General features: G+C 35.3%; 13 protein-coding genes. 8 read left to right on the forward strand and 5 right to left on the reverse strand.

What is annotated here, in order from left to right:
* The first annotated feature begins 82 nt into the window (after positions 1-82).
* The 6 genes from speB (at position 83) to PXC01_RS05210 (ending at position 7109) form a co-directional block, all read left to right on the forward strand.
* Positions 83-1021: an agmatinase gene (gene speB / locus PXC01_RS05185; RefSeq protein ID WP_276471267.1), complete on the forward strand. Its 939-nt coding sequence runs from the start codon at positions 83-85 to the stop codon at positions 1019-1021.
* Positions 1008-1985, forward strand: coding sequence for a deoxyhypusine synthase family protein (locus PXC01_RS05190; RefSeq protein ID WP_276471268.1), 978 nt, complete (start codon positions 1008-1010; stop codon positions 1983-1985). Before speB ends, PXC01_RS05190 begins: the two co-directional genes overlap by 14 nt.
* Positions 1986-1987: 2 nt before the next feature.
* The gene (locus PXC01_RS05195) at positions 1988-2311 is read left to right on the forward strand and encodes a hypothetical protein (RefSeq protein WP_058104185.1); all 324 of its coding nucleotides are present in this window, start codon (positions 1988-1990) and stop codon (positions 2309-2311) included.
* Positions 2312-2505: 194 nt separating this feature from the next.
* Positions 2506-4032 carry a bifunctional GNAT family N-acetyltransferase/carbon-nitrogen hydrolase family protein gene (locus tag PXC01_RS05200; RefSeq protein WP_058104184.1) on the forward strand — a complete coding sequence of 509 codons (1527 nt, stop codon included), beginning with the start codon at positions 2506-2508 and terminating at the stop codon, positions 4030-4032.
* Between the two features lie 38 nt (positions 4033-4070).
* The gene (gene rimK / locus PXC01_RS05205; RefSeq protein WP_276471269.1) at positions 4071-5441 is read left to right on the forward strand and encodes a 30S ribosomal protein S6--L-glutamate ligase; all 1371 of its coding nucleotides are present in this window, start codon (positions 4071-4073) and stop codon (positions 5439-5441) included.
* 111 nt (positions 5442-5552) lie between these two features.
* Positions 5553-7109: a hypothetical protein gene (locus PXC01_RS05210; protein WP_276471270.1), complete on the forward strand. Its 1557-nt coding sequence runs from the start codon at positions 5553-5555 to the stop codon at positions 7107-7109.
* 18 nt (positions 7110-7127) lie between these two features.
* Here PXC01_RS05210 and PXC01_RS05215 read toward each other — a convergent pair whose 3' ends face one another.
* On the reverse strand, positions 7128-8075 hold the full coding sequence (locus PXC01_RS05215; protein ID WP_276471271.1) for an NAD-dependent epimerase/dehydratase family protein: 948 nt from the start codon (positions 8073-8075) through the stop codon (positions 7128-7130).
* Positions 8076-8138: 63 nt separating this feature from the next.
* Here PXC01_RS05215 and PXC01_RS05220 point away from each other — a divergent pair, with 63 nt between their 5' ends.
* Positions 8139-8639 carry a hypothetical protein gene (locus PXC01_RS05220; RefSeq protein ID WP_276471272.1) on the forward strand — a complete coding sequence of 167 codons (501 nt, stop codon included), beginning with the start codon at positions 8139-8141 and terminating at the stop codon, positions 8637-8639.
* A gap of 229 nt (positions 8640-8868) precedes the next feature.
* Here PXC01_RS05220 and PXC01_RS05225 read toward each other — a convergent pair whose 3' ends face one another.
* The 4 genes from PXC01_RS05225 to PXC01_RS05240 all read right to left on the reverse strand — a co-directional run bounded on the left by PXC01_RS05225 (position 8869) and on the right by PXC01_RS05240 (position 13290).
* Positions 8869-9573 carry a hypothetical protein gene (locus PXC01_RS05225; RefSeq protein WP_276471273.1) on the reverse strand — a complete coding sequence of 235 codons (705 nt, stop codon included), beginning with the start codon at positions 9571-9573 and terminating at the stop codon, positions 8869-8871.
* A 132-nt stretch (positions 9574-9705) separates the two neighbouring features.
* Positions 9706-10080: a hypothetical protein gene (locus PXC01_RS05230; protein WP_276471274.1), complete on the reverse strand. Its 375-nt coding sequence runs from the start codon at positions 10078-10080 to the stop codon at positions 9706-9708.
* A gap of 125 nt (positions 10081-10205) precedes the next feature.
* Complete coding sequence (locus PXC01_RS05235; RefSeq protein WP_276471275.1) at positions 10206-11012, reverse strand: NAD(P)H-binding protein; 807 nt, start codon at positions 11010-11012, stop codon at positions 10206-10208.
* The gene (locus tag PXC01_RS05240) at positions 11005-13290 is read right to left on the reverse strand and encodes a M28 family peptidase (RefSeq protein WP_276471276.1); all 2286 of its coding nucleotides are present in this window, start codon (positions 13288-13290) and stop codon (positions 11005-11007) included. Before PXC01_RS05240 ends, PXC01_RS05235 begins: the two co-directional genes overlap by 8 nt.
* Positions 13291-13410: 120 nt before the next feature.
* Between PXC01_RS05240 and PXC01_RS05245 the strand changes: the two genes are divergently transcribed.
* Complete coding sequence (locus PXC01_RS05245; protein WP_276471277.1) at positions 13411-13875, forward strand: CBS domain-containing protein; 465 nt, start codon at positions 13411-13413, stop codon at positions 13873-13875.
* Positions 13876-13904: the final 29 nt, after the last annotated feature.

Below are 13904 nucleotides of genomic sequence, written 5' to 3' on the forward strand. Positions count from 1 at the left end.
TAACAAAGACCGATACACAGAGAATTACGTATATAAAATTGAAAATATTACTAAAAATCCACTTAACAATAGCTAATATATCATGAGTACATCTAAGAATTATGCCGGTATTTCCGATGAATTCGCACAACTAGAAAAATCCAAAATTATCTTGATACCTGTTCCTTATGACGGAACAAGTACTTGGGGTAAAGGAGCGGACAAAGGTCCTGAAGCTTTCTTGGAAGCTTCGGAAAACATGGAATTGTATGATATTGAAACCGATTCTGAAGTTTACAAGCAGGGTATTCATTTAACCGAGCCAGTTACAGAGAATAGTTCTCCAGAGGCAATGGTAAATGAGGTACATAACATTACCAAAGATTTTATTAAACGTAACAAGTTTGTAACCCTTTTTGGCGGTGAACATTCAATATCTATTGGTTCTATTAGAGCCTTTAACGAGTGTTTTGATAATTTAACGGTATTGCAGATAGATGCTCATGCGGATCTTAGGGAATCTTATGAAGGTACAAAGTATAACCATGCCTGTGCCGTATACGAAGCTAGCCAGACTACCAATTTGGTTCAGGTAGGTATTCGTTCTATGGATGTGATTGAAAAGACGGTAATGGATGAAGAAAAAACATTTTTTGCCCATGATATGGTTGCTGATGAATATTGGTCAGATAAGGTTATAGAAGCAATGACGGACAATGTCTTTATAACATTAGATCTTGATGCTTTTGATCCGTCCATTATGCCTTCTACCGGTACACCAGAACCAGGAGGTTTACTTTGGTATGAGACTTTGGAGTTTTTAAAGCAGGTTTTTGAAGATAAGAACGTGGTAGGTTTTGACATTGTTGAACTTTGCCCTAACAAAAATGATAAATCGTCAGACTTTTTGGCGGCCAAATTATATTACAAAATGCTCAGCTATAAATTTGCGGGGCAAGACATAGATCAAGAGTATGACAATACTTTTGATATTGATTATAAAGCAAATACAAATTCAAGATTCGAAGATGACGAAGACTAAAGGTGCAATCACCAATTTCATAGAAAAATATTATTTACACTTTAATGCGGCTGCTTTGGTAGATGCTGCCAAAGGGTATGAAGAACAGCTGAACAACGGTGCCAAAATGTTGGTTTCTTTGGCCGGTGCTATGTCTACTGCTGAATTAGGTAAGATCTTTGCAGAGGTTATACGCCAAGATAAGGTACAGATCATTTCCTGTACCGGTGCCAATTTAGAAGAGGATATTATGAATTTGGTGGCGCATTCTCATTACAAGCGTGTACCTAATTATAGAGATTTGACTCCGCAAGACGAGTGGGACCTGTTGGAAAAAGGCTTGAATAGGGTTACCGATACCTGTATTCCAGAAGAGGAAGCTTTTAGAAGATTGCAAGAGCATATTTTCAAAATTTGGAAAGATGCAGATGATAAGGGCGAAAGATATTTGCCACATGAGTTCATGTATAAAATGTTACTTTCCGGAGTGCTAGAGGAATATTATGAAATAGACCTTAAAGATTCTTGGATGTACGCTGCTGCAGAAAAGAACCTGCCTATTATTTGCCCAGGTTGGGAAGATAGTACCATGGGTAACATTTTTGCATCATATGTAATGAAAGGTGAACTAAAGGCAAGTACCATGAAATCTGGTATTGAATACATGACCTTCTTGGCAGACTGGTATACGGCAAATTCTGAAAACGGTATTGGGTTCTTCCAAATTGGTGGAGGTATCGCCGGAGATTTTCCTATTTGTGTTGTGCCAATGCTGTATCAAGATATGGAACGTACAGATACGCCGTTCTGGAGCTATTTCTGCCAAATTAGCGACAGTACCACAAGTTATGGTTCATACTCGGGCGCTGTACCAAATGAAAAAATTACGTGGGGAAAATTAGATATCAATACACCCAAATATATAATTGAAAGTGATGCGACAATTGTTGCGCCCTTAATTTTTGCTTACCTATTAGACATGTAATTATGGACAAGAACGCACATTTAAAAAGAGTCATAGTCGACTTTAAAAAATTGACACCAGAAGTGTTGAAACTGTTGGTAGAAAGATACCCAGATGGGTATGATGACCGTAATATTATCTCCTTTAGAAATGCTCAAGGAGAGCGTATAGAAGCTGTTGAGGTATTGACCGAAGACACTAAGTATTTAGTAAAAATCAGTGCTAAGCTTGAGTATACAATGGAGAATTATGACGAGGATGATTATGAAGATTTTGATGATGATGATCCAACTGCCGTTGTAGAACCAAATCCTGAGGATATGGTTGATGGCGATGATGAAGATTAGTTTTTCTATCGCTCAAGTTGCTCCTGCACTATAGAGAATAATACATCCGGTCTATTTTCTGTAGACCGGAAAACCAAGTCTTTCTCGCAATGCGAGATGTTACGATTACAATTTCCGAATGCCCTTTGGGACTGTCCCAAAATGGACTACCATTAAAACTATAAACTAAATATCGTTGTGCTTACAACAGGTATATGAAAATTGATGAAATTGAAAATATTGAATTAAAGTTTTTGGACCTTGATGATTATCAAGAACTTAAAACTGCTATGATTTCTGCCTACACCAATATGCCGGGTTCATATTGGAAAGAGAAACATATAAAATCGTTGATCGAAAAGTTTCCTGAGGGTCAGGTCGTTATTAAGATCAATGGCCAACTTGCAGGGGTAGCCCTTTCTATTGTCGTAGATTATGATGCTTTTGATGACAATCATACCTATGAACAAATTACGGGCAAATACTCTTTTGACACCCATGATAATGAGGGTGATGTGCTTTATGGTATAGAGGTGTTTATAAAGCCAAGCTTTAGAGGTCTTCGTTTAGGGCGTCGTTTATATGATTATAGAAAAGAGCTTTGTGAAAAGTTAAACTTAAAAAGCATTGTTTTTGGTGGTAGAATGCCAAATTACCATGCCTATGCATCAAAACTATCACCCAAAGAATACATTGATAAGGTCCGTAGAAAAGAGATTCAAGATCCTGTACTGAATTTTCAGATCAGTAATGATTTTCATCCTGCCAAGGTAATGAAAGGGTATTTAGATGGCGATAAGGCTTCTCAAGATTTTGCTATTTTGATGGAGTGGGATAATATCTATTACCAAAAACCGTCTAAAAAAGCCGCTACTAAAAAAACCGTAATTAGATTAGGGTTGATTCAATGGCAAATGAGACCGTACAAGGATCTAGATGAATTGTTGGAGCAGGCAGAGTATTTTATTGATGCCGTTTCTGGTTACCGATCAGACTTTGCATTGTTTCCTGAGTTTTTCAATGCACCTTTAATGGCGGTTAACAATCACATGTCTACGCCAGATGCTATTCGTGAATTGGCAAAGCATACACAGGCAATTGCCCAAAAATTCTCTGAGTTTTCCATATCGTACAACATTAATATCATTACAGGTAGTATGCCGGAAATGATTGATGGTCGCTTGTACAATGTGGGGTATTTATGTAGAAGGGATGGTAGTATGGAGCGCTATGAAAAACTTCACGTAACACCAGATGAAGCCAAGGTTTGGGGAATGCAAGGGGGTAATCAATTAAAGGCTTTTGATACTGATTGTGGTAAAATTGGGGTGTTGGTGTGCTATGATTCTGAGTTTCCTGAACTTAGTAGACTGCTTGCAGATGAAGGTATGGATATTTTGTTCGTTCCTTTCTTGACAGATACACAAAATGGTTATTCCAGGGTGCGTAATTGTGCGCAGGCCAGAGCAATAGAAAATGAATGTTATGTTGCTATTGCAGGTAGTGTAGGTAACTTGCCAAATGTTCAGAATATGGATATTCAGTTTGCCCAGTCTATGGTTTTTACACCGTGCGATTTCTCTTTTCCAACAAACGGAATCAAGGCAGAGGCAACACCGAATACAGAAATGATCTTAATTGCCGATGTTGATATTAGTTTGTTACGTGAACTAAATCAGTTTGGTGCGGTACGTAATCTTCGCGATAGAAGAACAGATTTATTTGAGCTTAAAAAGAAATAAGAAAACTCCGTAATTAAAAGGAGCTAAAAACAAAAGAATTGGATAATTTAAAGATAGTAGGTAGTGAAGAGTGGTGTGTGTTCAATGACCTGGGTATACCGGCAATTAAAGCTAGGGTAGATTCTGGGGCAAAAACATCTTCCATACAAGCTACTAATTTAAAGATTGTAACGAAAAACGGACAAGAATGGGTGAAATTTGAGGTTAGTCCGCTTCAAGAAAACCGTAGTATAGCCATTGAATGCCAGGCAAGATTGGTAGCACGTAGAATGGTTAAAAGTTCTTCGGGTATATCGGAAGAAAGGCTGGTAATCAAAACACCGGTAACTATTGGTGAAGATACTTTTGATATTGAATTGACTTTGGCCAATAGAGATACCATGGAGTTTCGTATGCTCTTGGGAAGAGAAGCCTTGAATGAACGTTTTGTAGTAAATCCTGCCGTAAATTATCAATTACAGGAATTTGATGAAAGTGAAGTAAATAAATTTTACGCACCTTATTATAAGGAGAAAACCGGATTAAAAATTGCGCTGTTGGCCAGTAATCCAAATTTGTACAGTAATAAAAGGATTATGGAAGCCGCAGAGGCTAGGGGTCATGAAATACATTTTTTAAATGTTGAACAGGCGTACATGAAGCTTGATGCCCATTCTCCCGAAATAAGGTATCGTGGTGGTATCATACTTAAAGACTATGATGCGGTAATACCAAGAATAAAGCCATCCGTAACATTTTACGGTTGCGCATTGATCCGTCAGTTTAACAATCTAGGGGTGTACTGTCAGAATTCGGCGGAGGCTATTACACAATCCAGAGATAAATTGTTCGCCTCTCAATTATTTTCTAATCATGATATTCATATTCCTATTACCGGATTTGCCAAATCGCCAATGGATACCAAAGATTTGATCAAAATGGTGAATGGATCGCCTTTGATCATTAAGCTTTTGGAAAGTACACAAGGTAAGGGTGTTGTTTTGGCAGAAACCAATAAGGCAGCAGAAAGTGTAATCAATGCTTTTAAGAGCGTTAACACGAACATATTGGTACAAGAGTTTATTAAAGAAGCAAACGGACAAGATATCCGTTGTTTTGTGGTAAATGGTCGAGTAGTGGCCAGTATGCAGCGCCAAGCCCAAAAAGGAGAATTTAGGGCCAATATTCACCAAGGTGGTACGGCATCAATCGTTAAGATTACGGCTGATGAAAAGAAGTTGGCTTTAAAAGCCGCTAAAGTATTGAACCTTGCCGTTGCGGGCGTAGATATCATACGATCTAACAAAGGACCGTTACTATTGGAAGTTAACTCATCACCAGGTTTAGAGGGTATTGAAAATGCTACAGGTAAAGATATCGCCAATGCCATGATCATGGCAATTGAAAAGCGATTGAAGTTTATAAATTAATTTCTGATCATTTAATATGAAGCTTCTTGATTTTACTTTTCAATCAAGAGGCTTCGTTATTTAATAAAACAACAACATGTAAATAATAACGTTAAAGTAAAAAGTCGATTTATGAAATTAAAGAGTTTTAAAATTTTTACTGTTATTCTTTTAATACTTTGTTTTTTTAGTTGTGAAGAAAAGGAAGATACGGCAAAGGCCATTGAAGAAATTGAAGCTACGGCTCCTATTATTTCGGTTTCTGAAATTGCCGAAACTATAGAGGTGCTAACCACTATTGATATTTCAGTTTCTGATAATACGGAAAATGTGAATACTACGATTAGCATAAACGGCAATAATGTTTTTACTACTACTCAGAATCAATTTTCATATGATATTGACCCATTTGAGTTTCCAAATGGAGCAACCAACTTAGTCATTACAGCAATTGATGAAGATGGAAATGAAACATCAAAAATTTTTCAGTTTAGTCTTTTAAAATTACTTTATAAGCATGATTATGGAATGTCAAATGAATTATTCGATTTTTATATAGCGATTAATAAAATGGAAAGTGGTGAACTTATCACTTCTAGAAAAATAATTAATAACGTAGATTTAGTTTTTTATGCTGATGATGATTTTGAGAAAGAAAATCTAGTGATAACTGAATATTGGTTAGGAAAGAACAGTAGTTCTCACGCTGGCAATTCCCAAGCTGGGTTAAAACCGGGAACAGTACGTTTAACAAGTGATGAGAGAAACAATATAGTTGGATTAGCTCATGATGGCCTTTTTATTAAAGATGAGGAATTTACTTTAATAATTGAAGAACAACCAGATTATCATTATGCCACGGTAGCAGCGTTTGATTATTCATCTAATATATTAAATGAGAATACATATAAAATTTTATATAATTCTGAAATTTCTACTGATGTTTTCCTTTATTATCGAGGAAATAGCCATATTAATTTATTAGAAGATTATCGTTATTTTTACAATAACGATTTCAGTAATCAAACTATTAACTTCAATAATTTGAATAGTTTGACTGAGGAAATGATAGTGAGTTTCTCATTACCTGATGAGACAGTAAATTATAGCTTTAGTTTATTTGGATACTCAAATCTTAAGAGTTACCAAGAAAATTTTTTAAGACTTTTATATGGTGACGCAGGAAATACTTCAACTTTAGGTTTTATAATTAATTACCCTTATTTAAATGAGTATGAAATTTTAAAAAAAACAGTGAAATTTGAATTAGATGATGGCAGGATAGTTATTTTAGAAAGGAAAAATAATCTTAATGTTGAAATTCCAAATTGGGTAATTCATCAAACTGATAATGTTGTAAGTGTAAATGAATCATATGACCATTTGACGTTTTGGTTGAAACTTGAGAACGTAAATGATGGAAATAGTGATTTTTTTACAAGATCTTATATTACAAGTAATAATTATGAAGCTATAATTCCGTTCGAAGATATAGAAATGCCTATTGACGTGGTTGAATTTTTAGATAACAAAGGGTTTAATGTTTCTTCTGATCAAAAATCTGGAGTTTTGAGTTTAGAGTTAACTAGTTATGAGAATAATTTGAATTATAAGGATAATATAAAATATTTTCCTTTAGGTAACGAATATGGTGATATTACAACTATGACATTCCCTCTAAATAATTAGATGAATTTGAAGAACAGGCTAAACCCTGTTCTTTAAATTTTCCAACATTGTTTCAGTAGTTTTTTCAAGGTCAAATTCTGCCTTCCAATTCCAATCTTTTTGGGCACTGCTATCATCAATGCTGCTTGGCCAAGAGTTGGCAATTTCTTGCCTAAAATCCGGTTCATAGGCCATTTCAAATTCAGGGATCACAGCTTTTATATTTTCGGCCATTTCTTTGGGCGTAAAACTCATTGCTGCCAAATTATAGGCAGAACGCTCTTTGATGTTCTCAGATGGGGCTTCCATGATCTGTAATGTGGCACGTATGGCATCGTCCATGAACATCATAGGTAATTTAGTGTCTTCTTCCAAGAAACAGGTGTATGAGCCCTCAGAAAGTGCTTTATGGTATATTTCCACGGCATAATCAGTTGTTCCGCCACCTGGCATGGTTTTCCAGCTAATAAGACCTGGGTATCTAATGCTTCTTACATCTACGTCAAATTTTTTAAAATAATACTCGCACCAACGTTCACCGCTTTGCTTACTAATACCATAAACCGTACTTGGCTCCATTATGGTGTTTTGCGGAGTATCGTCTTTTGGTGTATTCGGACCAAAAACGGCGATACTGGACGGCCAAAAAATCTTATCTATTTTTTTCTCTTTTGCCAAATTCAATACATTGAAAAGGGTATTCATGTTCAAATTCCAGGCACGCATGGGAAATTTTTCTGCCGTTGCACTAAGCATAGCGGCCATTAAATACACCTCAGATATATCATAATAGGCAATGACCTCTTCTAAAGAATCATAATTGGTGGCATCTAAAATTTCAAATGGTCCAGATTCCATTAATTCATCGTTACCTTCCCTAATATCACTGGCAATAATATTTTCACCACCGTGTTTTTCTCTAAGTGTTAAGGTAAGTTCTGTACCTATTTGACCACAGGCCCCAATAATTAAAATATATTTCGGCATTAAAATTTTCGTTAAATGAATTTGAGATAAAGATACCTTTTCTTAAAATTTGTACATTCGCTTATGTCCAAAATTATCTTTTTTTTATTAATAGTTATATTGGCCGTATCCTGTAAAGATGCCGTTCAAGATAAATCTAGTATTCGCGAAATTCGTTGGGAAGAAACAACGGATAGTCTACCTCAAAAAACGGGTATTGATGCCAAGGCGCAAACAATAATCAATGATTGGCTAGAATATAATGCTTTAGATAAAAGTTTCGATAAAATCTACACCTCTGAACATATAGAAGATTTTCAATTCTTGGTAGATGAGCTGATCGAGAACCAAAATAAATTGGAGCTTGGGGAGTATCCGGCGAAATTCAATATTCCACAAATTAAAGGGCGTCAAAAGTTATTTAAGACCTATGTTTTAAAAGCTAAAGGAGATTTGGAGTACCAACAAAATCCAAGGGAATCGATTATTCAAATGATTACTGCTTATAATGATTTAAGAAATCAATTTAACGTGGTAGTGAATAATACGTTGCCAGATGAATTGATCAAAAACGAAGAAAATTAGGCGATTTCTAATATTTTTATCTTAGATTTTTTGACCAAGTGAACAGCAGAACTGTATTATTATAACCCATACTAGAGATATTAAAAAAGGCGAATCAAATGATTCGCCTTTTTTATTAACACCGCCAAAGGTATAATACCCTTAGGCTTGTCTTGAATTTAAAAGTACGGTTCTATTAAATGCTTCATGGACTTGGCCTGTGGTGTTTTACATGTATTAGAATATGGTATTATTCTTTCTCTTCGGGAGCTTGTTTTCTAGAAATCAGGGCTTGCTTGCTTAGGCTTGCCAAATTAAAATTTGGATCAATTGCCAGTGCTTCGTCCAAAGTAGCTATTGCCTGGTCAATATTGCCTTTGTCCATATTGAACTGTACAAGCGCCTTTAAGTGAGTGAAAGCTGCCTTTAAGGGAACCTCGTAAGGTTGTTGGCGCTCATAGAATGCATATTTCATATCTTCTGTTGCATTGGTTAAACCATATTCTACATGTTTCATGGCACCGGTATTATCGCCCGTTTGCACCTTAAGGTCTGCCAGTTCGTAGGCAAGGTATGCGTTGGGTTCTCTTGCATTTAATGCTTCAAATTGTTCTAAGGCTCTTTTTGGCTGGTTCAAAGCTTTTAAGGAAACCGCTTTTACTTGAATGGCTAAATTAGAATCTGAATCTAACTTTTCAATACCTATTAGATTTAAAGCTTGTAGGTGCTGATTATCGTTTGCATAGATATATGCAAGAGTATCATTACGTTGTTGTGAAGGGGATAAAATATTTAAGTGTGTCAGTGCATTGATTACACCATCAACATCGCCCTGTAATCGCATTTGGTCATAAAATGCTTCGTAATGTTTTAATAATTCAGATTTGGTCTGTGAATATCCATAACTACTTGAGAATAATAAGGCAGCTACGACTATTAAAAGTGATTTTTTCATTTTACTCTTCTTTTTAAGGTGCGCTAAACTATTAAAATAATCTGTATGATCTTGTTAAGGAAAGGTTTAAATGTTAAAAATGAAAAAGACGCCTAACCAGGCGTCTTCATAAATTTAAATGCTTTTTAACTCTTATGCCAATTCTAGTTTATTGTTCGTGGTTTTAAAAGAATTTATAAGCTGTGTATAAAAGCCAATACTTTTATTATCCTTTTCAATACATGAAATTAGAAATTTAAAGAGATTGTTGAACAATAAATTTGTGTAAAAAGTCGGTAAATACGTATTTATCGTTTTTGGATCATATAGACTGTCATCTTCTATTATTTCCATCTTAATTCTATGACGGTGATAGTCTATTGTAACATTGGTGGCATTATAATATTTTTTTAATAATGCAATATGTAAGTCTTCATACTTTTTAGAACCGTTAGGGTTCTTGCAACTTAGGGAGATGAGCTTCTCTAATTCAACTAAAACCCTCTCCCGTAATTTATCTTTCTTCATAACATTATGGTTTTATATTGTTATACAAAGGTATGTCATACGTCGATAAGTAGTTGATAACCAACAATATATTAACGTGGTTTTCAATGATTTGTTGTGAACAAGGTTCTAGATGTTGTGTAAGATCAATTTATGTCTGTAAGAAACCGGTACTTATTAATAAGAAAATTACTACAAAATGAAATAAATTTGTCGTTTTGTCCAGTAGAGGTGTACTTAGGAGGTGCTATGTTTCTTTTACTAGCTTGTGCCGTATAGTATTCTTTTTTGGAAGGATGCTCAGGATATACTGCATTTAAAACATCATTATAATGGTTTAGCTCAATTAGCTTTTTAATAATGCCGATACAATCATCTAAATGAATTAAATTAACGGGTGCGTTGCCCCCACTTAGATTTTCTCTGCCGGATAGCATTGTTACCGGATTCCTGTTAGGACCTATTAATCCGCCAAACCGGATAATTGTGACGTTCAATTCCTTATCGTCTTTCAAGAGGCTTTCGCATTGTATTAATTGTATGCCAGATTGGGTTGTAGGAATTGTTTTGGTTTTCTCGTTGACCTCGCCTTTTGCATCACCATATACTGCAGTACTACTTGCAAAAATGATATTTCTTACTGTAGATTTTTTAATGGCGGCATACAGTAACTTAATTTTTTCAAAATAACTTTCTTTGGGTCCCTTGCCTCTTAACTTTGGAGGAATATTTATAATAAGTACCGATACAGATTCTAAAAAAGAATCGATATCTCCTGAAATACCATTTTCAGACAAGGAAATTTGAAACGGATGGATACCCTTTTCCTTCAAAATTCCCATTTTATCTGACGAAGTAGAGGTGCCATTGACTTCATAACCGTAGCTCACTAAATTTTCTGCGAGTGGTAATCCTAACCATCCACAACCTATGACTCCTATTTTTTTAGTCAAACTTTACTTTTTGTATGGTTAAAATAGCATCGTTAAGTACAAATGGCATAGGTATTTGATCTTCCCTTCGTGGAGGTACGGAAAAAAGTCCATTTTTCAATAAATCATTAGAGGCTTCATACACCGTAAGTTCCAGTTCTGAACCTTCTGCTAAATCTAAGGTGATATCAGTATAATTCTTATCACTGACATAATGTGTAATTAATCTTCCGCCGTATCTATTTTTAAGAAAATGTTCAGACAGTTCTATACCGTTTACATCGGCTTTTAAAATATCGACTTCATTGGTAAATACTTCTAAACGGTTTACAGGTCTATTGGGAGTGATGCATAAACGTACAGAACGGACCGAATTAATCACTGTATCCAATTGAATTTCAATTGTAGGTTTTTGAATATTTTTTACAGGAGCAGTAGTGGTATATGTAAAATTAGACCCGTATTTACTGCTAATGGTTTTTTTGCTGAGTGCACTATCCGTATTTTTTTCGGTAATGTACTGCGAGGTCCAACCAGATAATTTGTGTTCGTAGGTTGCCCACTTTGCCGTGTTCTCATCGGTATCTAAAACATATAATAAGCTAGTTGGTTTTGGGCGGTCTTCAGTAAAGCCAGAATGCATATGGGCAGATACCATAAAACCGGCAAAAAGCAAGAAGCTTAAAAATGCCAAGGCTCCTTTTTTTCTGTATTTTGTAACCAGTGGAAGTAACAAAAAGAAAATTAACGTAGTCAATAGGGTAGAGGCTACCATCATTTTAAGCCCTAGACCCACAGGAAACATTTGCACGAACGGTGCAAAAATAAATACTGCGGGTATACCTAGGAATACCAATAAGAAAGCATCGGGATTTTTTTGGTTGATGTGTACATAAAAGGCAACTAAAAAGCTGTATAACGGTATAATGAAAAAAGCCGCTCCTTTTAAATATACGGCTACCAATGTGCAAATGATGAGCCATATAATGAATGGCGCTACAAGCAAATTTGCAGTTTTTATGACCCTAAATCTGTAATAGGCATAAAAGCAAGTGCCCAATGAAAATAAGGTGAATGCAAAAATGTAGGCATGGCCGTTATAGGTAAATCCATGTAGCATATCATTATAAGCAGGATAAACCCATTTTAAAAGCTGCCAGCTATAGAAGCCAACAAGACCGTTTACCACTAATGTAAAAAGTACAGGAATGAAACCTTTTAAAATTTCTTTTACATTCAGCACTTTTTTTCTAAAACCGGATATTAATAATACTATGAAAACAAGAATGGCAATACCGAGCATGGGCATAATCCAACTAAAAGGGTATGATACCATTTTAAAGAAGGGCACGTTGAAATAAACGTTATCATCAAAACTTTTTAAGTTTGAAATATCAGCATTACTAAAATGAGCCAGTAACGGCATTAGGTAGCTACCTTGGTGTGCCAATGTTTTTCTATCCAACCGCTCATAATTATCTATTTGGGTATGGTAATCAAAATGATTGTCAATAAAAGCAAAGTTGAAGCCCTCTACATCCCCATCTTCTCTAAATACGGTTAGATCAGTGTCATTAGGTAACATTTTATAAATACTATAGGCAAGTGAATTAGCTACAGGAAACTCAGGATTTGCAGCAATAAATTCCGAAATTAATTTGCTATTTCCCCTATTGGTCTCCATAAGCATATAACTTGGTCCACCGCTGCCACGAGCTTCAAAATTTAAGACCAGGCCTACGTCTTTTAGCCACTCATGTTTATCCACAAACAAATCGGCACCGTTTAAGCCTAATTCCTCTGCATCGGATATTAGTATTATTATATCGTTTTTAGGTGTGGCATTGGTATTCAAGAAAGCTCTTACACCCTCTAAAATAGTAGCGACACCACTACCTGCATCACTAGCGCCCAACGAAGAATGTGGGTTGCTATCATAATGACTTAACAATAATAAGGCTTTACCAGATTCCCTGCTGCCCTTAATTCTTGCAAGGATATTTTCCGCCTTGCTCAAATTTCCCCAATCTCCAGCGGTATAGCCTTCTTGCAAGGAAGTTTCTAGTCCTAACTTTTGAAGTTCTGCAGTAATATAATTACGTACCGTAGTGTGTGCCGGAAACCCAACACCATGTGGTTCTTTTGAAATTTCTTTTACATGTTTTAAGGCTCTGTTTGTAGAAAACTCTGTTTCTACCACTGTTTCGCCTTCATTGTACTGGGGCAGTAAAACTCTAAAACTCCAGTAGGTAGCAAGAATGATGAGTAGTAAAGTAAGTAAGGTCGGTGTTTTCTTCATAATTATGATATTCTTTTAAAAAGTCCTAAAATACTGAGTATTAAATGGTATACGTCGAATATTATTAGCAAATTTCATTTTATTTAGTATCTTTAGTAATCAACCTTTAAATAAACTATCATGGGAATCAAAAGCTTTCAAGGCGTTAGAAAAGTATTAAAAAAAGAATTTGAAGCCCCAATTTTGGTCGCTGATTATATGACTACTAAGTTAATCACTTTTTCGCCAGATGATTCAATTTTAGACGTAATGGAGAAATTTGCCAAACATAAAATTTCCGGAGGACCTGTTTTGGATACCAACGGATTTCTAGTGGGCATCATTTCTGAAGCCGACTGTATGAAACAAATTTCTGAAAGCCGTTATTTTAATCAACCCATTCTAGATAAAAGTGTGGAAAGTTTTATGACAAAATCTGTAGAAACTATTCCTCATGATATCTCAATTTTTGATGCCGCGGGTATTTTTGCGCAACACAATAGAAGAAGATTACCTGTAATGAAAAATGATATTTTAGTAGGTCAAATAAGTAGAAAGGATATTGTGATCGCAGCATTAAAGCTTAGTGGTCAGAATTGGAAATAAAATTTATGAAGTGAAGAGTTAAAAGTAAG

The organism is Maribacter huludaoensis, from assembly GCF_029350945.1.
In the GTDB taxonomy this organism is placed as follows: Bacteria; Bacteroidota; Bacteroidia; order Flavobacteriales; family Flavobacteriaceae; genus Maribacter; species Maribacter huludaoensis.